Here is a 26,258-nt window from a genome sequence, read left to right as displayed (position 1 = left end):
TCAGGCCTGCTGCTGATCGGCCAGCCAGTTGGCTATCATGACGAACTGCTCGAGGGAGAGGTTCTCCGGGCGCAGGTTGCCATCTATGCCAAGCTCGGTCAGCTGAGCGTCGGTGATGAAGTTGGAGAAGCTGTTGCGGATGGTCTTGCGACGCTGGCCGAAGCCCTCGGTGCAGACCCGGCTCAGGCAGCGGATGTCTTTCGCGACTATGGTCGGGTTCTTGTGCGGGATGAGGCGCACCACGGCCGAGTCGACCTTGGGGGCAGGCTTGAAGGCGCCGGGGCCCACTTCCAGCACTGGCACCACCTGGCAGTAGTACTGGGTCATCACGCTCAGGCGGCCATAGGCCTTGCTGCCGGGACCGGCGGCCAGACGCAGTACCACTTCCTTTTGCAGCATGAAGTGCATGTCCTCCACCCGGTCGGCGAACTCGCACAGGTGGAAGATGAGCGGGGTGGAGATGTTGTAGGGCAGGTTGCCGAAGATGCGCAGGGGCGGTTTGCCTTCTCCCATCAGGGTGCCGAAGTCGAAGCGCATGGCATCGGCCTCGATCACCGTCAGCTTCTCCTTGAGGGTCGGGTGCTCGCGCAGGCGAGCCGCCAGATCCCGGTCAAGTTCGACCACCGTCATCTTGTCCATCTGGGAGGCGACCGGTTCGGTCAGTGCCGCCAGACCCGGGCCGATTTCCACCAGGTTCTGACCCGGCTGCGGGTTGATGGCGGCGACGATCTGGTCGATCACATAACGGTCGTGCAAGAAGTTCTGACCGAAACGCTTACGGGCCGTGTGGCCCATGTGCACCTTGTTGCTCTGCACCTTACTGCTCATATCTTTTTTTCTCTACCATCTGGATGGCGTGGTTAATCGCGGTGACCAGGCTGCCCGAGTCTGCCAGGCCCTTGCCTGCCAGATCCAGCGCTGTGCCGTGATCCACCGAAGTACGGATGAAAGGAAGTCCGAGGGTGATGTTGACCGAGTTGCCAAAGCCCTTGTATTTGAGCACCGGCAGCCCCTGGTCGTGGTACATGGCGAGTACCGCATCCGCATCCTTGAGGTATTTCTCCTGGAACAGGGTGTCGGCCGGCAAGGGGCCGACCAGATCTATCCCCTCCTGGCGCAGACTGGCCAGGGCGGGTTCGATCACGTCGATCTCTTCACGGCCGAGATGGCCCCCTTCCCCGGCATGGGGGTTGAGGCCGCAGACGTAAATTCTGGGGTGTGCTATGCCGAACTTGCCCTTGAGATCCGCATCCAGGATGCGGATCACCTTGGCAAGGCGCTCCTGCGTGATGGCCATGGCCACGTAGGCGAGGGGAATGTGGGTGGTCGCCAGCGCCACCCGCAACCCTTCGGTAGCCAGCAGCATCACCACGTCGGCGGTGTCTGACTGCTGGGCGAAGAATTCGGTGTGGCCGCTGAACGAGACGCCCGCCTGGTTGATGATCCCCTTGTGCACCGGACCTGTCACCACGGCGGCGAATTCGCCGCTCAGGTTGCCGTCGCAGGCGCGCTGCAGGGTGGCCAGCACATAGGCGCCATTGCCCTCGTCGAGCTCGCCCGGCACCACGGGGGCGCCGAGGGGGACGGGACAGACCGTCAGGGTGCCCGCCCGCTGACCCCTCACGGGGGCAGCAGCATCATAGGGTTCCAGCGCGATGGGCAGCCCCAGCAGGGCGGCGCGCTCGCGCAGCAGCGCCGGGTCGGCAATCACCACCAGCTGGTGCGGCCAGTCCCGCTGGGCTATCTGCAGCACCAGGTCCGGGCCTATGCCGGCGGGCTCACCCGGCGTGATGGCAAGACGATGGCTGTTCATCTGCTCGTCGCCCATTAATTGGGTTCGATCTGGATGTAGGCTTCGTCGCGCAGCTCATCCAGCCAGGCTTGGGACTCTTCGGTGAAGCGGCGGTTGAAGATGAGCTGATAGGCGCGCTGTTCCTGGGCCTTGCCGGTGGCATCCTGGCTGCGGCGATCTTCCAGCTGCACTATGTGCCAGCCGTGGCTGGTGCGGAAGGGCTCGCTGATCTGGCCCGGTTGCAGGCGGTTGACCATGTCGCGGAATTCAGGCACATAGACGTTGGGATCAGACCAGCCCAGCTCGCCACCCTGCACCGCAGAGCCCGGATCCTCGGAGTACTTCTCCGCCATGCTGGCAAAGCTCGCCTTGCCGCTCTTGATGTCGTGCAAGATGCCGTCCAGGGTACCCTTGGCCTTCTCCTCGGAGAGGATGATGGAGGGCTTGATCAGGATGTGGCGGGCCTTCACCTCGGTCTGCATCACTTGCTGCTGACCCTTGGTGTCGAAGATCTTGATGATGTGCAGACCGGCGCCGGAGCGCAGCGGGCCGACGATATCGCCCTTGCCGGCGCCCTGTACCGCCTCGGACATCAGGGTGGGCATCTCCTGCGGGCTCATCCAGCCCCAGTCACCCCCTTCCAGGGCCTTGGGGCCGTTGCTCTCGGCGATGGCCAGCTTGCGGAAGTCCGCCCCCTCTTTCAGTGCAGCCAGGATGCGTTCGATCTTGGCCTTGGCAGCGTTGAGCTGTTCGGCGTTCGGGTTGTCAGGCAGGGCAACCTGGATGTGGCCGACATGGTATTCGGTCTGTTGCTGGCCCTGCTTGCTCAGAGCCTCGACCACCTGCTTCACCTCCTGCTCGGAGATGTTGATGCGGCGGCGAACCTGGCTGCGGCGTACCTCGTTCATCAGGATCTCGCGGCGCACCTCTTCCCGGTACTGGGCATAGGTCAGCCCTTCCCGTTCGAGCTGGGCACGCAGCTGCTCCAGGTTCATCTTGTTGTCGGCGGCTATGCTCTGGATGGCCTGCTCCAGCTGGGTATCACTGATCTTGAGCCCCTGGCGATCCGCCAGCTGCAGCTGCAGGCTCTCCTGGATCAGACGATCCAGCGCCTGCTTGCGCAGGGTGACGTCATCGGGCAGGGATTGGCCGCTCTCCTGCGCGGAAGCCTTCACCTTCTGTACCAGGGCTTCCTGCTGACTGGCCAGCACCACGTCCTTGTTGACCACGGCAAGCACCTTGTCCACCAGCTCGGGCGCGGCGAGGGCGCCCTGGCTCATGACTCCAAACAGGCCTGCGGTCAGCAGGGAAATCAACGTCTTCTTCATATCCATCTCTCAAGGCGTTTGCCAGACCCGTTATTGGTCTCGCAGGTTAAACGGACGAATGTAAGGCAGTGCTTCGGTGTCAAGGGAGGTGCCCTTGGAGCCGGTACCCACGCTACCCAATCCTTTCATTTCAAATTGAATGCCGAGGCTGCGCTCGGACGTCGGGGCCAGGTTCACGTTGTCCGGCGTATTGACCCACTCCAGGTTGAAGTTGATGCTCCAGCAGCAGGAGTCATATTTCAGGCCCACCTTGCGGTCAACTTTGACGTTCTGATCGAGCTCCTGATAGTAGCCGCCATAGAGGTGCCACTGATCGTTGAGCGGTGTGGTCAACAGCAGGCCGATCTGGTTGAGATCCGTCACCTCGCCCTTGCGATCCAGGTCGTAGTTGGCGTCCCGCACGAAGCGGTGGCTCAACTGGCTGATCAGCTTCTCGTGGCGGTACTCCAGGGCGCTGTTGGAGGAGCTTATCTGACGCTGCTCCAGATCATATTGTGCCCCCGCATGGGCATACCACTGCTCGTTGATCTTGGCGTCACCCTCGAACGAGAGCGGAGAGCGGGTATTGGTGCTCAGCTCGTCGCTGGAGTAGAGCTTGACCCTGGGCGCCACGAAGTCGAAGGCTTGGGCAACGGCCAGCCGAATTCGTTCATCCCCGGCCGGATCATAGATACGGGTGGTGACGCCGACCGAGAGCCGGTTGGAGTCGCTGATGCGGTCCAGGCCGGCGAAGCGGCGGTCGCTGAACAGGCTGTAGTAGTCCTGGCGCATGGTGGTGGAGTCGTAGACCCCGATGTTGTCCTGATCCTTGTAGGGCACATAGAGGTACTGGAACTCCGGCTCCAGGGTCTGGCTGGCCCCTTCGCCGAACCACTGCTGGTCGCGCTCGAAGGTCATGCCGCCCTTGAGGCGAAACGAAGGCAGCACCCGGGTGATGATGCCCTCTTCCAGGGTGACATCCCCCCCACCCTGAGGAGTGAACCTGTTGGTGAAGGTGCTGCTCATGTCATCCGGCACCGTCTGATCGTAACGGGTGTACATCAGCTTGTACTGGCTGTCGAGGAAGTAGCCGGCTTCGTCGATGAGCGGTATGGTCAGGGTGGGGGCCGTGTAGACCCGGGTGCCGGTATAGGCCTCCCCCTGGTTCTGCTGGACGGCCTGGTCGTTGTTGTAGCCGAAGTTGGTCAGCTCTGTGTTCCAGGCCAGATCGTACCAGCTGCCCTGGTGGTAGTAGTTGTGATCGATGCGCGGCATCAGCTCGTGGGGCTGCTGGGCGCTGGCCAGCAGGATCTGGTAGGTGCGTACCTCGGCATTGAGGTTCCAGCTCTGCTGGAAGTAGCCGGCCGTGAGGGACTGCTGCAGCTGGTTGTCGACCTGGGTCCCCACCTTGGGGGAGAAGTCGTTGAAGTAGTTGTAGTCCCGATCCCGCACCTTGGTGTAGTCCACCGACACCCGCAGGGCGTTGTCCATGAACATGGAGGTGTGGCGGGCGTTCAGCAGGTAGCGATGCCCGTCGGACAGGTAATCGTTGAGGCTGTCCGTCTCGTCGTACTGCTTGTCATCCGCCAGGTTTTCGAAATAGAGGCTGCCCACGTGGGCCGGGTCCGGCATGTAGCGGAACTCGACCTGCTCCATCAGGCCCCGTCTGTCCATGAAGCGGGAGGTGATGGTGGCATCGTAGTTCGGCGCTATGTTCCAGTAGAACGGCTGGGTGATGTCCATGCCGTTCTTGGAGCTTTGGGTATAGCCCGGGTAGAGCAGGCCCGTCTTGCGCTCATCCTTGATGGGGAAGTTGATATAGGGGAAATAGAAGACCGGATAGTCATAGAGCCAGAGGCTGGCGTTCCAGGCCTCCCCGAACACCTCGGACTGATCGATGTCGATGCTGCCGGCCTTCAGGGTCCAGGCCTCCTGACCCGGTGGGCAGGTGGTGTACTGGGCCCCCTCCAGAGTGATGTTCTGGTTGTTGTTGGTCATGGTGACTTTTTCGGCGAAGCCGCGCACCGGTGAACCATGCACCTGATACTTGCCCTCTTCCAGCTCGGAGTTCTTGGTGTCCAGGTTGGATTTGAGGGTCTTGTCGCTGGTGACAGTAATCTGGCCATCGTTGTAATAGATGTTGCCGATGGCGATGACATCCCGGCTCTTCTGATCGAGCTGGGCGTAGTCGGAGTCAAATTTGCGCACGCCCTGACGCACCTTGACGTCACCTTCATAGACGGCGGTGCCGCCCTGCTTGGCCTCAAGGCGATCGGCATCCACTTCGACGGGCTGGGCATTGGCGTCCTGATCCGCGCTGGGTTTCTCGACCTTGGGGACATAGTCATAGCAGAGGCTGTTGAGGATCCCGGTGGCCGGTGGCGCATTGAGGGGCGCCGCCTGCACCGTGAACGGACTCAAGGCAGGAACAAGGCTGATGGTCAGGGCGATGGGATAAGAAGACCCCAGTGTCCATTTTGTCATGTGAAGGGCTCGCGCAATCCGTAGTAAAAACGGTTGATTCAGGGCATGCATTTTATGTCAGGATCCATCGAGTTGACATTGCATGTCATTGCTTTATGTTAGCCGGCAATGATAAAGCATTATTGCGGCCAGGGCTAACAGCCAAGTGCTGCTTTCCAATTTGGTTCCCGACTCATGCACGATCGCGCTTCCCTGCTATTGCAATGGGCACGCCGGATTACCGGTGATGCCAACCTCTCGTTGACGCTTATTTCCGGTGACGCCAGTTTCCGCCGCTACTTCCGTGGTGGTGGCCTGGTGTGGGTGGATGCTAATCCGAAAACCGAAAAAAATCATGAATTCGTTCGCAATGCCGCCGCCCTGCACGGCGTTGGACTGCTGGCCCCCGAGGTGAAGGGGGTCGACTATGAGCAGGGGCTGCTGGCGGTCAGTGACCTTGGCGATACCCAGCTTATCGGCTGCCTGAACGATGACAATGTGCTGGCCTGGTATGGCAAGGCCATAGGACTGCTGCCCCGGCTCGGATCGGTGGCGCTCGAGCTCGAGCCCTTCGACGAGGCCTTCATGGCCCGCGAGAACGCCATCTTCCCCGAGTGGCTGCTGGGTCATCACCTGCATCTGAGTCTCGGCGAGACCGAACTGCAACTGCTGGACGAGATGTTCGCCTGCCTCACGCAGAACAACCTGGCCCAGCCCCAGGGGGTGATGCACAGAGACTTCCACAGCCGCAACCTGATGGTGTGCGGTGGTGATACGCCGGACGACAGCCGGCTTGCCGTCATCGACTTCCAGGACATGGTCATCGGGCCCCTGAGCTACGATCTGGTCTCCCTGCTGAAAGACTGTTACGTGCGCTGGCCCGATGAGGTGATCGAGCAGGGCATGAGCCATGGCTTTGAGACCCTGAGCCGGGCAGGCCTGCTCGACGGGCTCGATTATGCCGGCTTCCGTCGTCACGCCGACCTGACCGGCATGCAGCGCCATCTGAAGGCGGCCGGCCTCTTCACCCGTCTCTACCATCGCGACGGCAAGTCCGGCTACCTCAAGGACATCCCCCGCACCCTGGGCTATGTGGTGGACGTGTGCCGCCAGCATGGGGTCGAACATCCGGTGCTGGCCCGCTTCGGCGACTGGTTGCAGCAGGTGGTGCTGCCGGGCCTGGCCCGGGCGGCAGAGGCACGGCGTGCCGGGGAGCCGTCATGAAGGCGATGATCCTGGCCGCGGGCCGCGGGGAGCGGATGCGCCCGCTCACCGACCTGCTGCCCAAGCCGCTGCTCGCGGTGGGGGGCAAGCCCCTCATCGTCCACCACATCGAGAAGCTCAAGGCGGCCGGGGTGACCCGGCTGGTCATCAACCACGCCTGGCTCGGTCACAAGCTGGTGGAGGCCCTCGGCGATGGCCGCCAGTTCGGGGTCGAGATCCTGTGGTCGGCGGAGGAGAGTGCTCTCGAGACCGCGGGCGGCATAGTGCAGGCATTGCCACTGCTGGGGGCGGAGCCCTTCTTGGTGATCAACGGCGATACCTGGATTGATGCGGATTATGGTGCTCTGGTGAACCAGTCGCTGGGAGAGGACCTGGCCCATCTCTGGCTGGTACCCAATCCGCCCCAGCACCCTCAGGGGGATTTCTCCCTGCAAGACGGCCGGGTGCTGGAGGCGCCAGCCCTCACCTTCAGCGGCGTCGGCCTCTATCACCCGGCGGCCTTTGTCCCCCTGCCTTGCGGTGCCCGCAAGCTGGCACCCCTGCTGCGCGACTGGATGGCACAAGGCAGGGTCGGTGGCACTCTGCTGACCGGCGAGTGGCGGGACATAGGCACAGTCGATCGGCTGCGGGAGCTGGATGACCAGCTGCTTGCCGGCACTCATTAACATCACGAGGTCTGAACCATGCGTATTTGGGGTAAGGTGCTTGGCGCCTTCTTCGGTTTTCTGCTCGGCAACATCTTCGGCGCCCTGCTTGGCCTCTGGATCGGCCACCGCTTCGATCGGGGCATGGGCATTCGGGGGGCGTTCCAGCGAGCTCCCAGCCAGCAGCAGCAGGCGGTCTTCTTCCACGCCACCTTCGCCGTCATGGGCCACATCGCCAAGGCGAGCGGTCAGGTCACCGAGCACGAGATCCGGGTCGCCTCCAGCCTGATGGACAGGATGCGACTCTCCGGCGAGCAGCGGGTGCGGGCCCAGGAGTCGTTCCGCCAGGGCAAGGAGAGCGATTTTCCGCTGCGCGAAACCCTGGCGGAGTTCCGCCGCGCCAGCCTGGGGCAGCGCGACATCCTGCGTTTCTTCCTGGAGGTGCAGCTGCAGGCCGCCTTTGCCGATGGCAAGGTGGAGGCCAACGAGCGTGCCATCCTGCAGACCATAGCGGACGAGCTCGGCTTCAGCCGTATCGAGCTGGCGCGGATCCTGGCGATGGCGGAGGCGCAGATGAACTTCTTCCACCGCCAGCAGCAGAGTGGACAAGGGCAGCAATACCGGCAGGAGGCCCCCTCCCAGGATCGCCTCAAGGATGCCTACCAGCTGCTGGGGGTGAGCGAGAGCGACAGCGATCAGGATATCAAGCGCGCCTATCGCAAGGAGATGAGCAAGCATCACCCGGACAAACTGGCCGCCAAGGGGCTGCCCCCCGAGATGATGGAGATGGCCAAGGAGAAGACCCAGGAGATCCAGCAGGCCTGGGAGTGGATCCGCGAGGCCCGCGGCATCCGTTGAACCCTGCCCCTCGCCAGCCATAAAAAATGCCCGTCGATGACGGGCATTTTTGTATGCGGAAGCCGGGATTAGTGGCTGTCGACCCAGACGAACTTGAGCACGAACAGCAGGGCCACCACCAGCACGCAGGGGTTGATCTCGCGCCAGCGGCCGGTGCCCGCCTTCATCACGCAGTAGGAGATGAAGCCCACGGCTATCCCCTCTGTGATGGAGAAGCTGAACGGCATCATCACCGCTGTCATGAAGGCCGGCACCGCCTCGGTCAGGTCTTCCCACTTCACCCGGGTCAGCTCGGAGCACATCAGCACCCCCACGTAGATGAGAGCGCCGGCGGCGGCATAGGCCGGCACCATGGCGGCAACCGGGGAGAAGAAGATCGCCAGCAGGAACAGCACGCCGACCACGATGGCGGTCAGGCCGGTACGGCCGCCGACGGCCACCCCTGAGCTGCTCTCGATATAGGCGGTGACCGATGATGTGCCCATAAAGGCGCCGCCGACCGAGCTCACGCTGTCCACCACCAGCGCCTGCTTCATGCGCGGGAAGTGGCCCTTGTCATCCGCCAGCTTGGCGCGGTTGGTGACGCCGATCAGGGTGCCGGAAGAGTCGAACAGATTGACCAGCATAAAGGAGAAGATGATTCCCGCGAGGCTGATGTCCAGCGATCCCATCAGGTCCAGCTGACCGAAGACGGGGGTGATGCTCGGCGGCACAGAGACGAAGCCCTTGAAGGTCACGTCGCCAAACAGCCAGCCCAGGGTGGTGGTGACGACGATGGCGATCAGCACGGCGGAGTGCACGCCGCGGGCGGAGAAGATGCAGATCAGGAAGAAGCCGAGCAGCCCCAGCAGACAGGGCAGGGAGGTGAGGTTGCCCACCGTCACCATGGTAGCGGGGCTTGCCACCACTATGCCGGCGTTGTGCAGGCCGAGCAGGGCGATCAGCAGGCCTATGCCGGCTGTGATGCCGACCCGCAGGGTGAGGGGGATGTTGGCAATCAGCCAGTAGCGTACCCGCAGCAGGGTGAGGATCAGCAATCCTAAGGCGCCCCAGAAGATGGTGCCCATGCCGACCTGCCAGGAGTAGCCCATGCCGGCCACCACCACGAAGGCGAAGAAGGCATTCAGCCCCATGGCGGGGGCCAGGGCGATGGGCAGGTTCGCCAGCAACCCCATGAGAATGCTGCCGATGCCGGCGATGAGGCAGGTGGTGACGAACACCGCCTGGGTGTCCATGCCCGCCGCAGAGAGGATCTGCGGGTTGACGAACACTATGTAGACCATGGTCAGGAAGGTGGTGATGCCGGCGATGACCTCGGTGCGAGCCGTGGTGCCATGGCCTTTCAGGGCAAACAGGCGCTCGAGCAATCCTTGCCCGGCGGCCGGGTTGGCTGCCTGCTCTGTGGCGTTGTGTGGTTGATTCATGTTGGATTCCAATGGGTGACGTGAAATAAGCAGCAGGCGAACAGTCAACTCCATCCATGGGGGCTGGGTTGCCCTGTTTCTGGCGACTGAGCGACCAGACTCGTCCTGATACCGTGACAGCGCGCACATTTTTACACAGGCGGCGACGTTTACAAACCCCGGATCTGCGAGGCGGATCAATGAATAGAGTAAAAATTCAAACGTTTGCCCATCGAGGTGCAAAAACAAGGTTCGATAGAGGCTTGTGTTGCCATGGTGCCCCTCAACGGCTCTTGAGGTAGCGCTCCACCAGCTGGGCCAGCACGGCGTCGCTGTGCTCCTGCAAGGTGGCGAGCGTCAGCCCCATGCGCTGCAGCAGCAGGCCGGCCTGTGTCTCGCTCAGGGTGCGCCCGTCGATGAAGTAGGCCTGCTCGGGCAACTGCTTGTCATGACGGGGGAGCAGCACCCAGCTCACCCGCTCGGGTTCGATGGCGGCAAAGATCCGGCTGGCCGCGGTGCAGAAGGTATCGATGTGGCGCTTGCCATCCGGGCCCAGGCAGCCGGGTTCGATCCGGATCTGGATGGTGACTCTCTTCGGGGGGGCGCTGGTCTGGGTCATCGGTGAGTGCCGGTAGGGGGAAGCGGGAAGAGTGTAAGCGAAAAGGCAAAAGAAAGGGGAGCCCGGGCTCCCCTTGTGACGTTGCAATCCCCCTGATGGGGCGACGCATCACTTCGCTTGCATGGCGGTCCGCTTACTTGGCGATGCGCTTGTACTTGGCGCGGTGCGGCTGGATGGCGTCGGCGCCGTAGGTCTTCTTCTTCCACTCTTCGTATTCGGTGAAGTTGCCCTCGAAGAAGGCAATCTTGCCCTCGTCCTGGTAGTCCAGGATGTGGGTGGCGATACGGTCGAGGAACCAGCGATCGTGGGAGATGACCATGGCACAACCCGGGAACTCCAGCAGGGCGTTCTCGAGGGCGCGCAGGGTTTCGATGTCCAGATCGTTGGTCGGTTCATCCAGCAGCAAGACGTTGCCGCCGGTTTGCAGCAGCTTGGCCAGGTGCAGACGGCCGCGCTCACCACCGGACAGCTCGCCGACCCGCTTCTGCTGATCGGCGCCCTTGAAGTTGAAGCGACCTATGTAGGCACGGCTCGGGAACTCGTAGTTGCCGATGCGCAGGATATCCTGACCGTCGGCGACCTCTTCGAACACCGTCTTCTTGTCGTTCATGCTGTCGCGGAACTGATCCACCGAGGCCAGCACGACGGTATCGCCCAGGGTGATGGTGCCGGAGTCCGGCTGCTCCTGGCCCGACATCATGCGGAACAGGGTGGATTTACCGGCGCCGTTCGGACCAATGATGCCGACGATGGCCCCCTTCGGAATGGAGAAGGAGAGATCGTCGATCAGCTGGCGGTCACCGTAGGACTTGCAGAGGTTCGCCACCTCGACCACCTTGTCGCCGAGACGCGGTCCGGGCGGAATGAACAGCTCGTTGGTCTCGTTGCGCTTCTGGTAGTCGTTGGTGTTGAGCTCCTCGAAGCGAGCCATACGGGCCTTGGACTTGGCCTGACGGCCTTTCGGGTTCTGACGCACCCACTCCAGTTCCTTCTCGATGGACTTGCGACGGGCCGCTTCCGAGCTGGCTTCCTGAGCCAGACGGGCGTCTTTTTGCTCCAGCCAGGAGGAGTAGTTGCCTTCCCAGGGGATACCCTCGCCACGGTCCAGCTCCAGGATCCAGCCCGCCACGTTGTCGAGGAAGTAGCGGTCGTGGGTGATGGCCACGACGGTGCCCTCGTAGTCGTGCAGGAAGCGCTCCAGCCAGGCCACGGATTCCGCATCCAGGTGGTTGGTCGGTTCGTCCAGCAGCAGCATGTCCGGTTTTTCCAGCAGCAGACGGCACAGGGCTACCCGGCGGCGCTCACCCCCGGAGAGGTGCTTGATCTGGGCGTCCCAGGCCGGCAGGCGCAGGGCGTCGGCCGCGCGCTCCAGCTGGTTCTCCATGTTGTGACCCCCCTGGGCGGCGATGATGGCTTCCAGCTCGCCCTGTTCGCGGGCCAGCTTGTCAAAATCCGCATCCGGGTCGGCATAGGCCGCATAGACCTCATCCAGGCGAGCCATGGCGCGTTTCACCTCGCCGACCGCCTCTTCCACCGCCTCGCGGACCGTCTGCTCCGGATCCAGCTTCGGCTCCTGGGGCAGGTAGCCGATCTTGATGCCGGGCTGCGGACGGGCTTCCCCTTCGATCTCGGTGTCTATCCCCGCCATGATGCGCAGCAGGGTGGATTTACCGGCGCCGTTCAGACCCAGCACACCTATCTTGGCGCCCGGGAAGAAGGAGAGGGAGATGTTCTTGAGGATATGACGCTTGGGCGGCACGACCTTGCCGACCCTGTTCATGGTGTAAATAAATTGAGCCATTGGCTAATTCTCTTCCTTTTCAGCAGTTTAATGTCTTTGCATTAACAAACTGATGTCGTGGTGGGGCCTGGTCGGCAGGGGCCGACCCGGTTCCAAAAAACCTGTCGATTGTAAACCAATGGGAAGAGGGCGGCAAAGTAGACAACCGGGGCATTGAGTGCAGGGAGTGCCCATCGGCAGAGGGGGGAAAAGAGGCGGGCATCTGGCAGATGCCCGGTCAGGGTTTCGGGCCGAGCTGGCTTAAGACTTCCTTAATTCTGGCTCGATAGGATTCATCAGCCGACCTTGAGAAGTCATGGGATCAGCTTATGCCAGGAGTCAGCGGGGCTGCCTGGTGCTCTTGGCCGCGTCCTGCCCCGAGTAGTAGAGCACCCGCTGCACATACTCCTGGGTCTCCTGGTAGGGCGGTACGCCGCCATGGCGGATCACGGCCTGTTCACCGGCGTTGTAGGCGGCGCTGATCCTGACCCAGTCGGGGCCAAACTGCTTCTCCAGCCACTTCAGGTAGATCATGGCGCCGCGGATGTTCTGCTGGGCGTCGAAGGGGCGGGTCACGCCGAAGCGCACCTGGGTCTCGGGAATGAGCTGCATGACCCCTTGCGCCTGCTTGGGGGAGACGGCTGTGCTGTTGAGATTGGACTCGGCGATGGCGATGGCGAGCGCCAGCTGGGGGTCGACCTTGTGACGGTGGGCTGCCTGGCGGATCATGACGGCCAGCTTCTGTTTGGTGAGGGATTGGCGGGCCAGATAGCTATCCTGATCGAAGGGGGTACTGGGGCGCACCCAGGGAGCGCCTCCTCCACCTCCGCCGATGCCGCAGGTGCCAAGGGGGGCGTTGCCCACCCGCTCGTTGTAGTAGCGAGCCGCTTGCTGATTGCCAAGGCGCATGGCCATGGCGAGGTAGGCGTTGGCGTGGCGGGGGCTGCGGATCCCCTGGGGCCCGCGAGCCAGCAGGCGGCCGATGCGATAGTAGGCTTCCGGGTTGCCCAGGCTGGCCGCAGTGCAGTAGTGGGCTATGGCTCGCCGCGGGTTGCTCTGCTCCATGGCGGCGCCCTGACGCAAGGCGCTCATGGCCTTGGGGGCCTGGCGAAAGGTGTCGGCATGGGAGGAGGTGGCAAGCAGCAGCAGGACTCCCCAGCCCCAGGTGCAGAGTCTCTGCATGATGGATACCTCGAATTAGTATCCGGAAGATATAGGCCTGATATGGGGGGGGCGCCAGCCAGGGGATGGAACATCTGGTTATGTGTCAGGCCATCAGAGATGAAAACGGTCTGGAACTTTTGGCAGAGTAAAAAAGGCGCTTCTGGTGAGTGTGATGGGGAGTCTGGAGTGTACGCGGTCAGCCTCTCTGCTTGCGGTACAACTCAAATTGATGGATTTGTTACTTTCGGGGCAATAAACTGCCGGCCTTGCACTCTAACGTCTTGTATTTGCATGATGTTAGCGAGCTTGTCGATAAAATAGAAATGGGGGACGCAGTCGAACCGATTGCATCCTTCGTCATGATTGGGAAGCGCATATGGTTGATTCGATCGATGTCTCTGTCGTGGTGCCCGCCAAGGATGAGCGGGACAATCTGGCCCCCCTCATCGGCGAGATCGATGCCGCGCTGGCGGGGAAATACAGCTACGAGCTGATCTATGTGGACGATGGCAGCGAGGATGACAGCTACGCCGTCCTGTGCGAGCTGAAGAGGCGTTATGCCGGGCTGCGCGTGATCCGCCATGCCAGGGCCGTCGGCCAGAGCATGGCGGTGCTGAGCGGCGTGCGCCAGGGGCGCGGCGACTGGCTGGTGGTGCTTGACGGGGATGGCCAGAACGATCCGGCCGACATTCCCGCCATGCTGGAGGAGGCCAGGCGCCGCTTCGCCTCGGACAAGTACCAGGTGGGGCTTATCGGTCATCGCGTCAATCGCCGGGATGACTGGGTCAAGCGCCTCTCGTCCAGGCTGGCCAACGGTTTTCGCGATCTGTTGCTGCGGGACGGCATCCCGGATACCGGCTGCGGTCTCAAGGTGGTGCGGCGTGACTGGTATCTGCGCCTGCCCGGTTTCAACCACATGCACCGTTACATTCCGGCCCTGATCCAGGCCCAGGGCGGGCGCATGTCCCCCTGGCCGGTCAACCACAGGCCACGGCAGGCGGGTGTCTCCAAGTACGGGGTCTGGAACCGGCTCTGGGTCGGGCTGGTGGACGTGGTCGGCGTCTGGTGGCTGCAACGCCGATCCAAGGTGGTCGAAGTCAGGGAGATGCTGGAGTGATGGAGACCCTGCTTTCGTTGCCGTCGATCTGGCTGGATAGGGATGTGCTTGCCCTGCATGTCGGTGGGTTGCACCTAGGAGGGTGGCGATGATCGATGCCCTGCTCTCCATGGAGCTGACCTGGTTCGACTGGACCGGCCTGCATGTCACCGGCTGGAAGCTCATCGGCTACACGGGGGCGCTGATGTTCGGCGGCCGCTGGCTGGTGCAGTTCCTGGCCTCCAAGCGGGCCGGCAAACCCGTCATCCCGCGCCTGTTCTGGTACATGAGCGTGTTAGGCAGCCTGATGACCCTCAGCTACTTCGTTTTCTCCCCCAAGCAGGACTCCGTCGGCGTGCTGCAGAATCTCTTCCCCACCTTCACCGCCCTCTACAGCCTCTACCTGGATATCCAGCACAGGGGCTGGAAGCGGGACAAGCTCGTCGAGGACAACGAGATCCGCCATAACAAGGCCGTCGACGACAACGAGATCCACCATGGTAAATGACCGCTTCCTGCTCAATCAGGCCTCCCTCGGCTGGCTGCTGCTGATCGCCCTGATAGTGCTGGGTGCCGGCCTCGGCCTGCGGGATCCCTGGCCCGCCGACGAGCCGCGCTTCGCCCTGGTCGCCAAGGAGATGGTGGAGAGCGGGCAGTGGCTGTTCCCCATGCGCGGCGGCGAGATCTACCCGGACAAACCCCCCCTGTTTATGTGGGGCATCGCCCTTGGCTATCTGCTGAGCGGCTCCATCAAGGTGGCGTTTCTGCTGCCCTCCCTGCTGGCGGGCCTGCTGACCATAGCGCTGGTGTGGGATCTGGGTCGCCGTCTGTGGAACCCGGCAACGGGCTTCATGGCCGGGCTGCTGCTGCTGTTCACCGTCCAGTTCACCCTGCAGGCCAAGACGGCCCAGATAGACGCTCTGGTGACCTGCTTCATCACGCTGGGGGTCTACGGTTTCGTGCGTTTTCTGCTCTGTGGGGGAGGCTGGCGCTGGTACTGGCTCGGCTGGTTTGCCGCCGGGCTCGGCATCATCACCAAGGGGGTAGGGCTGCTGGCCCTGCTGATCCTGATCCCGGCAATCTGGACCCACTGGAAGCAGATCCGTACCGCCCCCTTTGTCGACTGGTTGAAGGCGCTGGCGGGGCCGCTGTTCATGCTGCTGGCCATCGGGCTGTGGCTGGTGCCCATGCTGAGCGCCGTGGCCCAGAGCGGGGACCCAGTGCTGCAGGCCTATAGAGACAACATACTGCTGCGCCAGACGGTGACCCGCTACGCGAATGCCTGGCATCACGTCAAACCCTTCTGGTACTACCTCGGCTCGGTGATCCCGCCGTTCTGGCTGCCCCTCTCCCTGCTGCTGCCCTGGCTGGTGGTGGCGTGGCGCAAGGCCATCCAGGGGCAGGACAAGCGCGTCATATTGCTGCTCGGCTACCTGGTGCTGGTGGTGCTCTTCTTCTCCCTGTCGCCGGGCAAGCGCGGCGTCTATGTCACGCCGGGCACCCCGGCCCTGGCGCTGCTGACCGCCCCCTACATAGGTTCACTGCTGGCGCGGGTCTGGCCCGGCCGCCTGCTGGGCGGGCTCGGCTGGTTGCTGGGGATCATCTGCGTGGGCGGCGCGGGGGCGCTGGCCGTCAGCGACAAGCTGGCGAACCGGCTGGGGGAGCTGGGACCGGCCCCCTGGCTGCCCCTGCTGGTGCTGGGGGCGGCGCTGCTGCTGGTCAATGTGCTGCTGCGCCGGGCGCCGCTCAGCGCCATCCTCTGTTCGCTGGCGGTGGGGTGGCTGCTCTACTCCTGCTGGATCTGCATGCGCCTCAACGACATGCGCACGCCGCAGGGGGTGATGGCGCGGGCACAGCAGGAGGTGCCCGCGGGGGATGAGCTGCTGCTGGCCGGTTTCAAGGAGCAGCACCTGCTGTTCGCCCGGCAGCCCGTGCAACATTACCCCTACCTGCTGGGGGACGGGGAGCAGGCCCGCGAGGCGGCGGCCTGGGTGGCGGCCGGGCCCGGGCGCCATGTGCTGGGCAGCGCGGATCTGATGGTGCTCTGTTTCGAGCCCGAGAAGATGGAAAACCTCGGCAACCGCCATCGCACCGACTGGCTGCTGGCAGGCGCTGAGGCCCTCAAGCCCGCATGTCAGGGGCTGACCCCCAGGCTCGAACCCTTCCGCTATACCCCTGGCCCCTGAGGCCCCAGCAAGAGGGGCTGCCACTGGCAGCCCCTTTTCATTTCAGGCGTTCGGGTCAGACCCCGTAGTAGGCCCTGTACCAGTCGACGAAACTCGCCACCCCTTCTCTGAGGCCCACGCGGGGTCGATAGCCGGTGGCATCGAACAAGGATTCGGTATCGGCCCAGGTGGCGAGCACATCCCCTGGCTGCATGGGCAGCAGGTTGCGGATGGCCCGCTTGCCGAGCGCCGCCTCTATGGCCTCCACGAAATCCATGAGTCGCACCGGGCTGCCATGGCCGATGTTGAAGAGGCGGTAGGGGGCCGGGCTGGCGTCGGCCGCTCCCTGCCAGTCCGGGTCGCCCTGCGGGGGCCTGTCCGCGACCCGCACTATCCCCTCCACTATGTCGTCTATGTGGGTGAAGTCCCGACTGAGCTGGCCCTGGTTGTAGATGTCGATGGGCTCGCCGTTCAGGATGGCGCGCACGAACTTGAACAGCGCCATGTCGGGCCGCCCCCAGGGGCCGTAGACGGTGAAGAAGCGCAGGCCAGTGGTGGGCAGCCCATAGAGGTGGGAGTAGGAGTGGGCCATCAACTCGTTCGCCTTCTTGCTGGCGGCATAGAGGGAGACGGGGTGATCCACCCCGTCCGAGGTCTTGAACGGCATCTGCTCGTTGAGGCCATACACCGAGCTGGAGGAGGCGTAGACCAGGTGCTGCACCCCGTGATGGCGGCACCCCTCGAGGACGGTGAGGGTGCCGTTGAGATTGCTGTCGGCGTAGGCAAACGGGTTGTCCAGCGAATAGCGCACCCCGGCCTGGGCCCCCAGGTGGATCACCAGATCGAACCGCTCGCGGGCAAAGAGCGCCGCCATGGCGGCGCGATCGGCGAGATCACCGCGCTCGAAGCGAAAACCGGGCAGTGGCAGCAGCAGTGCCAGCCGCGCCTCCTTCAGGCTGACCTCGTAGTAGTCGTTGAGGTTGTCCAGGCCAACCACCTGATGGCCGTCGCGGCAGAGCCTCTGCGCCACATGAAAGCCGATGAAGCCGGCGGCGCCGGTGACCAGATATTTCATTGCCGTTGCTCCTCGTACAGCTCTGCGGTCAGGCTGTCGCCCCGGCCTATGGCGTAGTAGGTGAAGCCGCGCTGGCGCAGGCGGGCCGGATCATAGAGGTTGCGGCCATCGATGATGAGGGCCTGCTTCAGGGTTTGGCGCAGCAGCTCGAAGTCCGGGGCGCGGAACTGCTGCCATTCGGTGCAGATGAGCAGGGCGTCGGCCCCCTTGAGGGCGGCCTCCTGGGTGCCGCACAGGGTCAGATCGTCCCGCAGGCCGTAGAGGCGCTGGGCCTCGCTCATGGCCTCGGGATCGAACGCCTGCACCTTGCCGCCGGCGGCCCAGATGGCCTCCATCAGTACCCGGCTCGGGGCTTCGCGCATGTCGTCGGTGTTGGGCTTGAAGGCCAGGCCCCAGAGGGCGAAGGTCCGTCCCGTCAGATCGCTGCCGAAGTGCTGCTGCAGGCGCGCCATGAGCTTGTGCTTCTGACTGTCGTTGACCCGCTCCACCGCATGGAGCAAAGGGGCATCGCAGCCAATCTGGCCGGCGGTGTGGATCAGCGCCTTGACGTCTTTCGGGAAACAGGAGCCGCCGTAGCCGCAGCCGGGATAGATGAAGTGATGGCCGATGCGCGGGTCGGCGCCTATGCCCTTGCGCACGGCTTCGATGTCGGCCCCGAGCTTCTCCGCCAGGGTAGCCATCTCGTTCATGAAGGAGATCTTGGTGGCCAGCATGGCGTTGGCGGCGTACTTGGTCAGCTCGGCGCTGCGAGCGTCCATCTGGATGATGCGATCCCGGTTGCGGTTGAAGGGGGCATAGAGCTCTTCGAGCAGGGAGAGGGCGTGGGCCGAATCTGTGCCTATGATGATGCGATCCGGCCGCAGGCAGTCGGCCACCGCGGCCCCCTCCTTGAGAAACTCCGGGTTGGAGACCACCTCGAGGGGCAAGTCGACCCCGCGATCGCGCAGGATGGCGGCGATATGTTGGTGCACCCGGTTGACGGTGCCGACCGGCACTGTGCTCTTGTTGACCACCACCTTGCCGCCCTGCATCAGGCGGCCTATGGTGCCGGCCACCGCCAGCACGTGCTGCAGATCGGCCGAGCCGTCCTCATCGGGCGGGGTGCCGACCGCGATGAAGATGAGCTCGGCGAACGCCACCCCCTCGGCCACGTCCGTGGTGAAGTGCAGGCGACCGGCCTGATGGTTGGCCTGCACCAGGGGGGCGAGACCGGGCTCGAAGATGGGGATCACGCCCTCTTTGAGGCGCTCGACCTTGGCGGCGTCCACGTCCACACAGGTTACCCTGTGGCCCATCTCGGCAAGCACGGCGGCCTGAACCAGCCCCACATAACCTATCCCGAATACGCTGACTCTCATCTGCTGTCGCTCCGCAGCCTGTGGCAAGGAGGTCATTTTAGAACGATTCCCGCCTGCTGGCAGCGAGATAGCCCGGGTTTTTCAGACGCGCTTCAGGCTGGCTTCAGCTTGAGAGGGGAAGGGCGTGACATATTTTGGTGCAAGGGTTGTAACGCGGCGCTGACGCGCACCATTTCGGCGCATGCGATCCCGTACTTGTGATCCGGGTCACTCAAAATGGACACTGTGGCCATAACGAAGCCCCGACTCACGGGGCTCGCGCCCGTCATCGGGTCTCAGACACTCTTTTCACTTCGCTACTGGACATAAGGTTATGGACAACACCCCCCGTTCGGCCCATCCGCTCTATGAGGATGTGCTCGCCCTGCTGACCGCGGCAGGCTTCGTTTCCCTCGGCATCTTCCTGTTTCATCAGGTCGGTCTGCTCACCGGCGGTACTGCCGGGCTGGCACTGCTGCTGCAGCAGGTGACCGGCCTGAGCTTCGGCCTGCTGTTCTTCACCATGAACCTGCCATTCTACGCCCTGGCCTGGCTCAGGATGGGGCCGCGCTTCACCCTCAACACCTTCGCCGCCGTGGCCACCGTCTCCTTCATGACGGATCACCTCAACGCCGTGCTGCAGATAGGCAAGATAGAGCCCGTCTATGCGGCTCTGATCGGCGGCACCCTGATCGGCATGGGGCTGCTCATCATGTTCCGCCACAAGGCGAGCCTGGGGGGCTTCAACATACTGGCGCTGTTTATTCAGGACAAGTTCGGCATCCGCGCCGGAAAGCTGCAAATGGGGCTGGATTGCGCCATCGTCATCGCCTCCTTCTTCGTGGTCTCCCCCTGGCTGCTGGCGCTCTCCGTGGTCGCGGCCATCATCTGTAACCTGGTGTTGACACTCAACCACAAGCCGGGCCGCTACCAGATCGCCTGAGCCTCCCTCCACTTTGCAAGCAAAAGAGCGCCTGATGGCGCTCTTTTGCTATTCAGGATCCTGACTTTATTCACACCACCATGGGTTGCCTTGTGTCGGGGTGATGGATGGCTTGGACGGGGTAGGCGTGGATACGAAGGACGATGCTCCCGTGATCGCACCACCACCGATATCACACCACCATAGGCTGTCCCGTCTCGGGGTGATGGATGGCTTGGACGGGGTAGTCGTGGATACGAAGGACGATGCGCCCGTGATCGCACCACCATAGGCTGTCCCGTCTCGGGGTGGTGGATCACCTGGGCGGGGTAGTCGTAGAAAGGAAGGGCGATGAGCTCGTTATCACACCACCATGGGCTGTCCCGTCTCTGGGTGATGGATCACCTGGGCGGGGTAATCGTAGAGGCGGGCGATCAGTTCGGGGGTCAGCACCTCTGCCGGGGAGCCGTCCGCCATCAGCCTGCCCTGCTCCAGCATCACCAGCCGGTCGGCGTAGCGCGCCGCCAGGTTGAGGTCGTGCAGCACCACCAGCACGGCGGTATTGCGGGCGGCCAGGGCGCGGGCCATGGTGAGCAGCTGATGCTGGTACTTGAGATCGAGGGCCGAGGTGGGCTCGTCGAGCAGCAGCAGTCGCGGCTGTTCGGGATCGGACAGCCGTTCCGGTGACGGCTCCTGCCAGATCTGGGCCAGTACCCGGGCGAACTGCACCCGCTGGCGCTCTCCGCCGGAGAGGCCGGGATAGAGGCGGCCGGCCAGGTGCTCGACGCCGGCATGGGTCATGGCGGCCCGCACTATCTGGTCGCGGCGGCTGACGGGTTCGCTGTGGGGCAGCCGCCCCATGGCCACCACCTCCTCGCACAGGAAGGGGAAGCTCAGGGACGAGCTCTGGGGCAGCACTCCGACTCGGTGGGCCAGGGCATCGCCGGCCCACTCTTGCCGCTTGCGACCGAACAGGGAGATGTTGCCGTCATAGGCCAGCTCGCCGGTCAGGCACTTGAGCAGCGAGCTCTTGCCCGCCCCGTTCGGGCCGAGCAGGGCGGTCAGGCTGCCCCCATGCAGGTCGAGATCCAGGTTGTCCAGGATGAGGCGATTGCCCCGGGTGAGGTTGAGAGCGCGGCAGGCGAGCAGGGGGGAGGGGGATCCGGGCAAGGTGGCGTTCTCCTGTTACAGCGTCCGGCGACTCTTGACCAAGAGCCAGATGAAGAAGGGGGCACCCAGCAGGGCGGTGATGATGCCCACCGGCATCTCGGCCGGTGCCAGCAGGGTGCGGGCCAGCATGTCGGCCCCCAGCAGCAGGGCGGCGCCGAGCAGGGCGCTGAGCGGCAGCAGCCTGACGTGATTGGGCCCGGCCAGCAGCCGCACCAGGTGCGGCACCACCAGGCCGACGAAGCCGATCATGCCGGCCACCGCCACCGCCACACCGACCCCGGCGGCAGTGAGCAGGATTAGGCGCCGCTTGAGGCATTGCACATTGACCCCCAGATGACGGGCCTCACCTTCGCCCAGCAGCAGGGCGTTGAGGGGGTTGGCATCGCGCATGAAGAGCCACAGCAGGGCGACCAGGGTCAGCAGCGCCAGCCCCACATCCACCGGCTTGCCGGCGGCCAGGGAGCCCATCTGCCACAGGCTCAGGTTGCGCAGCATCTGATCGTCAGCGAGGTAGGTGAGGAGCCCGATCACGGCCCCAGACAGCGCCGTGATGGCGACGCCCGCCAGCAGCATGACGGTGACCGAGGTGCCCCCCTCACGGGTGCCCAGCAAATAGACAAGGGTGGTGGTGAGCGCCCCGCCGAGGAAGGCGAGCAGGGGCAGCAGACCGAGGCCCAGCAGGCTCTGCAACTGCTGGCCGAGGGGGGCCAGCAGCACTATGGCCAGGGCGGCCCCGAGCGCCGCACCGCCGGAGACCCCTATGATGCCGGGGTCGGCCAGGGGGTTGCGAAACAGCCCCTGCATCACGGCGCCGCAGAGGCCGAGAATGCCCCCCACGGCGATGCACAGCAGGGTGCGTGGCAGGCGGATCTCCTGCACTATCAGCAGCTTGTGTGCTTCTATCCCGCTCTCTTTGCCGGCGAACAGCGCCTGCAGACTCTCGCCGAAGGAGAGCGACATGGGGCCGGTGGCGAGGGAGCCGACCAGCAGCAGGGCGAGCGTGCAGCCGGTGAGCGCGAGCAGCCAGGGCAGCGGCAGACGCATCATGAACCCTGCTTGATCCACTGGGCTATCTGGTTGGCCTGCTGCAAGGATCTCAGGCTGAGCCCCCCTTGCAGGGCGTGACCGTCGATGGCGTGGATGGCCCTGTTCTTGCCTGCCGGCGTGGCGGCCAGGGCCGGCACCTGGGCCAGCACGCTGTCGACGCTCTGGTATTGCTGCCAGTCACGACCGCTCACCAGCACCAGATCCGGCTGCAGTTCGATCAGGGATTCGGTGGAGACGGGCTTGTAGTCGTGCAAGCGGGCGACCGGGTTGACGCCGCCGGCCAGGGTCACCAGGGCGCTGGCGGTGGTATTGCCGCCGGCTATGCTGGTGGGCTGGCCCTTGTGCAGCAGCAGGAAGGCGACCCTGAGGGGTTTGTTCTGTTTCGCCTGGGCCGCCAGCTTGTCGCTCTGGACGGCGATCTCGGCCTTCAGCCTGGTGCCGGCGGCCTGATTGCCCAGCAAGCCGGCCAGGGCGTCGATCCGCTCGTTGAGGTTGGCCAGGGTGGGTGCCGTCGGCAGCACTGTCACCTCGACGCCGGCCCGGCGCAGCTGTTCCAGAGCCGGTGGCGGCCCCATCTCGTCGCTGCCGACCAGTCGGGTCGGGGCCAGGCTCAATATCCCTTCGGCAGCCAGGGCGCGGTGGTAGCCGACTCTCGGCAGCCCCTTGGGTTCAGGGCTGCTGACGTCGGTGGCAATCAGGCTCTGCTCGCCCCCCAGAGCCATAATGAGCTCTGTGGTGGCCGGGCCTATGCTGACGATACGTTCCTGCGCGACAGCAGGCAGAGAAAGGGCTGAACAGCCGAGCAGGCTGAGTGCGAGGGCAAAACGACGGCCCATGCGAACCTCCGAAGGGTGTATGAGAGTGGGATTGCCGCCGAGAATATCAAGCTCGTGAAAAAAATGCACTGATAATGAAAGCGATTATCAATTGCGTTAAGGGGGCCGCTTTATTACAGTATCCGCCGCGAGACCGAGTACCATCGCCAGATCATCCAGGGAGAACCGATGAGCATTGCACAACGCATTCATGCGCTGCTGGAACAAGATCCCAGCGCCCATCCTTCCAGCATCGCCACCGAGCTGGCCGTCAGCGAGTGGGAGGTGGTGCGCCACCTGCCCGCCGAGCTGATGACGCTGGTGCCGAGCGATCAGGCCGAAGCCCTGCTGGCGGATCTGGCCAGTTGGGGTCAGGTGACCACCATTGTGGAGTCCGACGGCTCCATCTTCGAGGTGAAGGCCCCCTTCCCCAAGGGCAAGACGGCCCGTGGCTACTATAACCTGATGGGTCGGGACGGCGAGATGCACGGCCACCTCAAGCTCGACAACGTGGTCGGCATTGCCCTGGTCAGCAAGCTGTTCATGGGCAAGGAGGGGCACTCCTTCCAGTTCTTCGGCCACAGCGGTCGCTGCATTTTCAAGATCTACCTGGGCCGTGACGAGCAGCGTCAGCTGCTGCCTGACCAGGTGGAGCGTTTCAAGGCCCTGCGCCACCAGTATCAAGAGGAAGTGAAAGCATGAGTGAACGTCAGGAGCGTCTGCAGAACCGTCTGCAACCGGAGATCCGCGAATTTCGTGACGGTTGCCGTACCCTGCAGCTTGCGACCGTGGATGGCGAAGGCAACCCCAATGCCAGCTACGCCCCCTTCGTGCTGCAGGAAGATGGCTACTATGTGCTGATCTCCGAGATAGCCCGCCATGCCCGCAACCTGCAACAGGTGCCCAAGGTCTCCCTGATGCTGATCGAGGACGAAACCGGCGCCCGCGAACTGTTCGCCCGCAAGCGACTCACCTTTGACGCGGTGGCCGAGGTGGTGGCGCGGGATGACGAGCGCTGGGGCAAGGCGATAGCTGCGCTGGAAGGGCGTTTCGGCGACATCGTCAAAGGGCTCTCCAACCTCAAGGACTTCGTGCTGTTTCGCCTCAAGCCCGAGCAGGGACTGTTCGTCAAGGGCTTCGGCCAGGCGTTCCGGGTCTCGGGTGACGAGCTGGTGGACTTCGTCCATCTGGTGGAAGGACACAAGCGCGTCGACAACGGCGCCGAATTGACCAGCGAGACGGACGCACCTGTCTGAGGCGCGAGGTCATGAGATGAAAAACGGGCAGCCTGGGCTGCCCGTTTTGTTACCTGTCCCCAATCGGGATCACTCCTGCCAGGAGGCCTTGTTGGGGAAGGCGTCGCGATCGGCCTGGGTGGCGGTCTCGTTGCACTCCCCCCGGATCTTCCAGGAGGTCTGGCTGAGGACTATGTAGCCGGTGCGGCAATAGTTGCGCGCCGTCAGCGTCTCGGTCAGTTGCTCGTCCTGCAGGGCCTCGCGGCGCTCCAGCAGGCTCTTGCTGTTGCGGCTCAGCCGGCTGTCATCCTCCTGCAACCGACTCGGCAGGACGTCGAGGGGCGCGGCTTCGAAGGTGAAGCGCTTGCTCCCCTCTTCGTTGATGTTGGTATGAAACAGGGGGGCCGGGCCGTCGGGCGTGGTGCCCGGCATTCCGGAGCAGGCCGTGATCGCCGGTAACAACAGCACAAGGGCAACGGCAGAGAATAGACGCACGCAAGACTCCAATCAGGTGATCACTTCAAGGCAGGCAGATTAGCACGCCAGCGCGGGTTGAGCCGCCTCGAGCAGCTGATCCGTGGTGAGCAGGGTTATGCGTCTGCCCTCGGGCAGGTCCAGACGCTGCCACATCCAGTTGTGGTGCTCGATGATCTGCTCGGCGCTCAGGTGGGGACGATCGGCTGTGGTGTGACCATCCTGCAACACCAGCACCTCAAAGCCATGGGCCGCGGCGCTGCGTACCGTGGTATCGACGCAAAAATCGGTGTTGCTGCCACAGAGGATCAGCCGGTCGACGGACTGCTCGGCCAACAGGAAGGCCAGCTCGGTCTCGAGGAAGCTGTCGCACGCCGTCTTGCGTACCCGGCTATCCCCCTTGGCGGGTTGCAGGGCCGGGTGCAGTTGCCAGCCCGGGGTACCGGGCTCCAGCTCGCCCCCTGGCAGCTCGTCATGCTGGATGTAGATGACCCGGCCATGATGCTGTCTGACGTGGGCCGCGGCCCGGTTGATGTTGGCCAGTACCTGTGGCTGTTGGTGATGGGTCGCTTTCATGACCCCTTGCTGCACATCGATGATCAATAACACGTCCATATTTTACCCGCCGTATCCTGGAAGATTAGGGTTGCAGCCACTGGCTGCAGTCACGGCTGCGGGATTGATGCAGCGCGCCCATATCTTGCTTCATTTCCGCTGCATTTAGCCAGCGTTCCGGCAGGGGGGCTATGTGCACCCGCACGTCGGCACTCCGTCCGGGGGCGGCCTTGCCATCCTGGGAGCCAGTCTCAGGCACCACCAGGGCGACTCTCAGCGCCGGATTGCGGCTGGCGATGCGGCTCGCGATACCCAGTCCCCCCTCCACGTGGAAGTTGCCGGCGATGTGCATGATGCGCCGGCCGGGATGCTGCTCGAGATAATCGACCATGCTCTCGGCCATGGTGTCGTCCCAGCTGGTCTGGGCGGCAAATCGGCGGGCATTGCCGTCCGCATCCCCATGATGCATGGAGGCCATGAACTTCTGACGATAGGGATCTTCCCCCAGGGTGAGCTCGCGGGCGAGCTGGCTGCGGCGGCTGGCAGGCAGCTTGTCGAGCCACTCGGGGCCCTCCTGACCGACACAGCTCACCAGCGGCTTGGGGGCATTGGCGGCGATCACCGTCAGCTGCTGCGCCTTGGCAAATTCCACCAGGGGGCGGTAGTCGCTCGGGTAGTTGGGCCAGGCATGGCCCTCGCGGATCAGCGTGGATTCGCCGATGCGCCCGGCCAGGTAGGCATCCAGCACCGGTTGATCGGCGCGGGTGAACTGCTCCATGGAGAGCACCAGGGCCCGGCCATCGACGCGCGACATGCCGGCAAGCTCTGCCAGCAGGTTTGCCTGCAACAGGTGCACGGCAGGGTGGCTGTGAAGCTCGCCCACCAGCACTATGTCGGCATCCCTGACCTTGTCCACCGCCTGGGCGAGGCTGAGGGGCCTGTCGTCCGTCCCCTCGCCAAGCTGGTAGTGATAGAGGGTCTGGGGAGGCTGGCTCTGCGGCGGGGTGGCACAGGCGGCCAGCAGCAGGGGCAGGGCGAGCAGGGGGAGTCGTCGAGTCATGGCATCTCACTCACAAAGGCAGAGATTGGCAAAGGTACAGCACCATACGATGG

25 protein-coding genes are annotated in these 26,258 nt (G+C 63.8%); 9 read left to right on the top strand and 16 right to left on the bottom strand.

The window, feature by feature from the left end; all coding sequences use genetic code 11:
* The 4 genes from rsmA to lptD are packed head-to-tail and all read right to left on the bottom strand — an operon-like array spanning position 1 to position 5,583.
* Positions 1–828: a 16S rRNA (adenine(1518)-N(6)/adenine(1519)-N(6))-dimethyltransferase RsmA gene (rsmA, locus tag HB860_RS15145; RefSeq protein WP_162519146.1), complete on the bottom strand. Its 828-nt coding sequence runs from the start codon at positions 826–828 to the stop codon at positions 1–3.
* Positions 818–1,813 (bottom strand): 4-hydroxythreonine-4-phosphate dehydrogenase PdxA, encoded by a 996-nt coding sequence (pdxA, locus tag HB860_RS15140; protein WP_247627190.1) that lies wholly within the window; start codon positions 1,811–1,813, stop codon positions 818–820. Before pdxA ends, rsmA begins: the two co-directional genes overlap by 11 nt.
* A 14-nt stretch (positions 1,814–1,827) precedes the next feature.
* Positions 1,828–3,120: a peptidylprolyl isomerase SurA gene (gene surA / locus HB860_RS15135; RefSeq protein ID WP_139435016.1), complete on the bottom strand. Its 1,293-nt coding sequence runs from the start codon at positions 3,118–3,120 to the stop codon at positions 1,828–1,830.
* Positions 3,121–3,150: 30 nt separating this feature from the next.
* The gene (lptD, locus tag HB860_RS15130) at positions 3,151–5,583 is read right to left on the bottom strand and encodes an LPS assembly protein LptD (RefSeq protein WP_247627189.1); all 2,433 of its coding nucleotides are present in this window, start codon (positions 5,581–5,583) and stop codon (positions 3,151–3,153) included.
* A 174-nt stretch (positions 5,584–5,757) separates the two neighbouring features.
* Between lptD and HB860_RS15125 the strand changes: the two genes are divergently transcribed.
* From HB860_RS15125 to djlA, 3 genes are read left to right on the top strand one after another with little or no spacing between them, the layout of a single operon-like run.
* Positions 5,758–6,786 carry an aminoglycoside phosphotransferase family protein gene (locus tag HB860_RS15125; RefSeq protein WP_247627188.1) on the top strand — a complete coding sequence of 343 codons (1,029 nt, stop codon included), beginning with the start codon at positions 5,758–5,760 and terminating at the stop codon, positions 6,784–6,786.
* Positions 6,783–7,451 (top strand): N-acetylmuramate alpha-1-phosphate uridylyltransferase MurU, encoded by a 669-nt coding sequence (murU, locus tag HB860_RS15120; protein ID WP_247627187.1) that lies wholly within the window; start codon positions 6,783–6,785, stop codon positions 7,449–7,451. Before HB860_RS15125 ends, murU begins: the two co-directional genes overlap by 4 nt.
* 18 nt (positions 7,452–7,469) lie before the next feature.
* The gene (gene djlA / locus HB860_RS15115; protein WP_247627186.1) at positions 7,470–8,288 is read left to right on the top strand and encodes a co-chaperone DjlA; all 819 of its coding nucleotides are present in this window, start codon (positions 7,470–7,472) and stop codon (positions 8,286–8,288) included.
* Positions 8,289–8,356: 68 nt separating this feature from the next.
* Here the strand turns inward: djlA and HB860_RS15110 are convergent, their stop codons facing one another.
* From HB860_RS15110 to HB860_RS15095, 4 genes are all read right to left on the bottom strand, one after another.
* Positions 8,357–9,712 carry an NCS2 family permease gene (locus tag HB860_RS15110; RefSeq protein WP_171272518.1) on the bottom strand — a complete coding sequence of 452 codons (1,356 nt, stop codon included), beginning with the start codon at positions 9,710–9,712 and terminating at the stop codon, positions 8,357–8,359.
* 262 nt (positions 9,713–9,974) lie between these two features.
* Positions 9,975–10,310: a hypothetical protein gene (locus tag HB860_RS15105; protein WP_247627185.1), complete on the bottom strand. Its 336-nt coding sequence runs from the start codon at positions 10,308–10,310 to the stop codon at positions 9,975–9,977.
* A gap of 133 nt (positions 10,311–10,443) precedes the next feature.
* A complete protein-coding gene (gene ettA, locus HB860_RS15100; protein WP_247627184.1) occupies positions 10,444–12,111 on the bottom strand; it encodes an energy-dependent translational throttle protein EttA in 1,668 nt (555 codons plus the stop codon).
* A gap of 318 nt (positions 12,112–12,429) precedes the next feature.
* Complete coding sequence (locus tag HB860_RS15095) at positions 12,430–13,272, bottom strand: lytic transglycosylase domain-containing protein (protein WP_247627183.1); 843 nt, start codon at positions 13,270–13,272, stop codon at positions 12,430–12,432.
* Positions 13,273–13,630: 358 nt separating this feature from the next.
* Here HB860_RS15095 and HB860_RS15090 point away from each other — a divergent pair, with 358 nt between their 5' ends.
* The 3 genes from HB860_RS15090 to HB860_RS15080 all read left to right on the top strand — a co-directional run bounded on the left by HB860_RS15090 (position 13,631) and on the right by HB860_RS15080 (position 16,536).
* A complete protein-coding gene (locus HB860_RS15090; protein WP_247627182.1) occupies positions 13,631–14,371 on the top strand; it encodes a glycosyltransferase in 741 nt (246 codons plus the stop codon).
* An 88-nt stretch (positions 14,372–14,459) separates the two neighbouring features.
* On the top strand, positions 14,460–14,858 hold the full coding sequence (locus tag HB860_RS15085) for a lipid-A-disaccharide synthase N-terminal domain-containing protein (protein WP_247627181.1): 399 nt from the start codon (positions 14,460–14,462) through the stop codon (positions 14,856–14,858).
* Positions 14,848–16,536: an ArnT family glycosyltransferase gene (locus HB860_RS15080; protein ID WP_247627180.1), complete on the top strand. Its 1,689-nt coding sequence runs from the start codon at positions 14,848–14,850 to the stop codon at positions 16,534–16,536. The genes HB860_RS15085 and HB860_RS15080 overlap by 11 nt, the downstream gene beginning before the upstream one ends.
* A 55-nt stretch (positions 16,537–16,591) precedes the next feature.
* On the opposite strand, the gene HB860_RS15075 is transcribed toward HB860_RS15080, so the two are convergent.
* Positions 16,592–17,590, bottom strand: a complete 999-nt coding sequence (locus tag HB860_RS15075) for an NAD-dependent epimerase (RefSeq protein WP_247627179.1) — start codon at positions 17,588–17,590, stop codon at positions 16,592–16,594.
* Entirely contained in the window at positions 17,587–18,948 is a 1,362-nt protein-coding gene (locus HB860_RS15070) for a UDP-glucose dehydrogenase family protein (protein WP_247627178.1), read from the bottom strand. Before HB860_RS15070 ends, HB860_RS15075 begins: the two co-directional genes overlap by 4 nt.
* A 313-nt stretch (positions 18,949–19,261) precedes the next feature.
* Here HB860_RS15070 and HB860_RS15065 point away from each other — a divergent pair, with 313 nt between their 5' ends.
* Positions 19,262–19,870: a YitT family protein gene (locus tag HB860_RS15065; protein ID WP_202047080.1), complete on the top strand. Its 609-nt coding sequence runs from the start codon at positions 19,262–19,264 to the stop codon at positions 19,868–19,870.
* 342 nt (positions 19,871–20,212) lie between these two features.
* Here the strand turns inward: HB860_RS15065 and HB860_RS15060 are convergent, their stop codons facing one another.
* From HB860_RS15060 to HB860_RS15050, 3 genes are read right to left on the bottom strand one after another with little or no spacing between them, the layout of a single operon-like run.
* Positions 20,213–21,019: a heme ABC transporter ATP-binding protein gene (locus HB860_RS15060; RefSeq protein WP_247627177.1), complete on the bottom strand. Its 807-nt coding sequence runs from the start codon at positions 21,017–21,019 to the stop codon at positions 20,213–20,215.
* 15 nt (positions 21,020–21,034) lie between these two features.
* Entirely contained in the window at positions 21,035–22,066 is a 1,032-nt protein-coding gene (locus HB860_RS15055) for a FecCD family ABC transporter permease (RefSeq protein WP_247627176.1), read from the bottom strand.
* The gene (locus tag HB860_RS15050; RefSeq protein ID WP_247627175.1) at positions 22,063–22,902 is read right to left on the bottom strand and encodes a heme/hemin ABC transporter substrate-binding protein; all 840 of its coding nucleotides are present in this window, start codon (positions 22,900–22,902) and stop codon (positions 22,063–22,065) included. The genes HB860_RS15055 and HB860_RS15050 overlap by 4 nt, the downstream gene beginning before the upstream one ends.
* Before the next feature lie 168 nt (positions 22,903–23,070).
* Between HB860_RS15050 and hutX the strand changes: the two genes are divergently transcribed.
* Together hutX and hutZ are read left to right on the top strand one after the other, a co-directional pair.
* Complete coding sequence (gene hutX, locus HB860_RS15045) at positions 23,071–23,583, top strand: heme utilization cystosolic carrier protein HutX (protein WP_005329147.1); 513 nt, start codon at positions 23,071–23,073, stop codon at positions 23,581–23,583.
* Positions 23,580–24,137: a heme utilization protein HutZ gene (gene hutZ / locus HB860_RS15040; protein WP_005329149.1), complete on the top strand. Its 558-nt coding sequence runs from the start codon at positions 23,580–23,582 to the stop codon at positions 24,135–24,137. Before hutX ends, hutZ begins: the two co-directional genes overlap by 4 nt.
* A gap of 69 nt (positions 24,138–24,206) precedes the next feature.
* Here the strand turns inward: hutZ and HB860_RS15035 are convergent, their stop codons facing one another.
* Genes HB860_RS15035 through HB860_RS15025 form a run of 3 tightly spaced genes read right to left on the bottom strand, consistent with a single transcriptional unit; the run spans position 24,207 to position 26,205 of the window.
* On the bottom strand, positions 24,207–24,611 hold the full coding sequence (locus HB860_RS15035) for a hypothetical protein (protein ID WP_247627174.1): 405 nt from the start codon (positions 24,609–24,611) through the stop codon (positions 24,207–24,209).
* Between the two features lie 39 nt (positions 24,612–24,650).
* Positions 24,651–25,205 carry a cysteine hydrolase family protein gene (locus HB860_RS15030; protein WP_139434982.1) on the bottom strand — a complete coding sequence of 185 codons (555 nt, stop codon included), beginning with the start codon at positions 25,203–25,205 and terminating at the stop codon, positions 24,651–24,653.
* 25 nt (positions 25,206–25,230) lie between these two features.
* Complete coding sequence (locus HB860_RS15025; protein WP_247627173.1) at positions 25,231–26,205, bottom strand: ChaN family lipoprotein; 975 nt, start codon at positions 26,203–26,205, stop codon at positions 25,231–25,233.
* Positions 26,206–26,258 lie beyond the last annotated feature (53 nt).

The organism is Aeromonas genomosp. paramedia (genome assembly GCF_023093515.1).
Lineage (GTDB): Bacteria > Pseudomonadota > Gammaproteobacteria > Enterobacterales > Aeromonadaceae > Aeromonas.
Note: the sequence above shows the minus strand (reverse complement) of the source record. Positions and strands in the feature narration are given on the sequence as shown.

Coding starts and splice junctions, on each gene's coding strand:
- HB860_RS15050 (WP_247627175.1), bottom strand. CDS start 22,902: ATGGGCCGTCGTTTTGCCCTCGCACTCAGCCTGCTCGGCTGTTCAGCC.
- hutZ (WP_005329149.1), top strand. CDS start 23,580: ATGAGTGAACGTCAGGAGCGTCTGCAGAACCGTCTGCAACCGGAGATC.
- hutX (WP_005329147.1), top strand. CDS start 23,071: ATGAGCATTGCACAACGCATTCATGCGCTGCTGGAACAAGATCCCAGC.
- HB860_RS15125 (WP_247627188.1), top strand. CDS start 5,758: ATGCACGATCGCGCTTCCCTGCTATTGCAATGGGCACGCCGGATTACC.
- HB860_RS15065 (WP_202047080.1), top strand. CDS start 19,262: ATGGACAACACCCCCCGTTCGGCCCATCCGCTCTATGAGGATGTGCTC.
- HB860_RS15110 (WP_171272518.1), bottom strand. CDS start 9,712: ATGAATCAACCACACAACGCCACAGAGCAGGCAGCCAACCCGGCCGCC.
- HB860_RS15055 (WP_247627176.1), bottom strand. CDS start 22,066: ATGATGCGTCTGCCGCTGCCCTGGCTGCTCGCGCTCACCGGCTGCACG.
- HB860_RS15090 (WP_247627182.1), top strand. CDS start 13,631: ATGGTTGATTCGATCGATGTCTCTGTCGTGGTGCCCGCCAAGGATGAG.
- HB860_RS15095 (WP_247627183.1), bottom strand. CDS start 13,272: ATGCAGAGACTCTGCACCTGGGGCTGGGGAGTCCTGCTGCTGCTTGCC.
- ettA (WP_247627184.1), bottom strand. CDS start 12,111: ATGGCTCAATTTATTTACACCATGAACAGGGTCGGCAAGGTCGTGCCG.
- HB860_RS15025 (WP_247627173.1), bottom strand. CDS start 26,205: ATGACTCGACGACTCCCCCTGCTCGCCCTGCCCCTGCTGCTGGCCGCC.
- rsmA (WP_162519146.1), bottom strand. CDS start 828: ATGAGCAGTAAGGTGCAGAGCAACAAGGTGCACATGGGCCACACGGCC.
- lptD (WP_247627189.1), bottom strand. CDS start 5,583: ATGACAAAATGGACACTGGGGTCTTCTTATCCCATCGCCCTGACCATC.
- surA (WP_139435016.1), bottom strand. CDS start 3,120: ATGAAGAAGACGTTGATTTCCCTGCTGACCGCAGGCCTGTTTGGAGTC.
- murU (WP_247627187.1), top strand. CDS start 6,783: ATGAAGGCGATGATCCTGGCCGCGGGCCGCGGGGAGCGGATGCGCCCG.
- HB860_RS15085 (WP_247627181.1), top strand. CDS start 14,460: ATGATCGATGCCCTGCTCTCCATGGAGCTGACCTGGTTCGACTGGACC.
- HB860_RS15105 (WP_247627185.1), bottom strand. CDS start 10,310: ATGACCCAGACCAGCGCCCCCCCGAAGAGAGTCACCATCCAGATCCGG.
- HB860_RS15075 (WP_247627179.1), bottom strand. CDS start 17,590: ATGAAATATCTGGTCACCGGCGCCGCCGGCTTCATCGGCTTTCATGTG.
- djlA (WP_247627186.1), top strand. CDS start 7,470: ATGCGTATTTGGGGTAAGGTGCTTGGCGCCTTCTTCGGTTTTCTGCTC.
- pdxA (WP_247627190.1), bottom strand. CDS start 1,813: ATGAACAGCCATCGTCTTGCCATCACGCCGGGTGAGCCCGCCGGCATA.
- HB860_RS15030 (WP_139434982.1), bottom strand. CDS start 25,205: ATGGACGTGTTATTGATCATCGATGTGCAGCAAGGGGTCATGAAAGCG.
- HB860_RS15080 (WP_247627180.1), top strand. CDS start 14,848: ATGGTAAATGACCGCTTCCTGCTCAATCAGGCCTCCCTCGGCTGGCTG.
- HB860_RS15070 (WP_247627178.1), bottom strand. CDS start 18,948: ATGAGAGTCAGCGTATTCGGGATAGGTTATGTGGGGCTGGTTCAGGCC.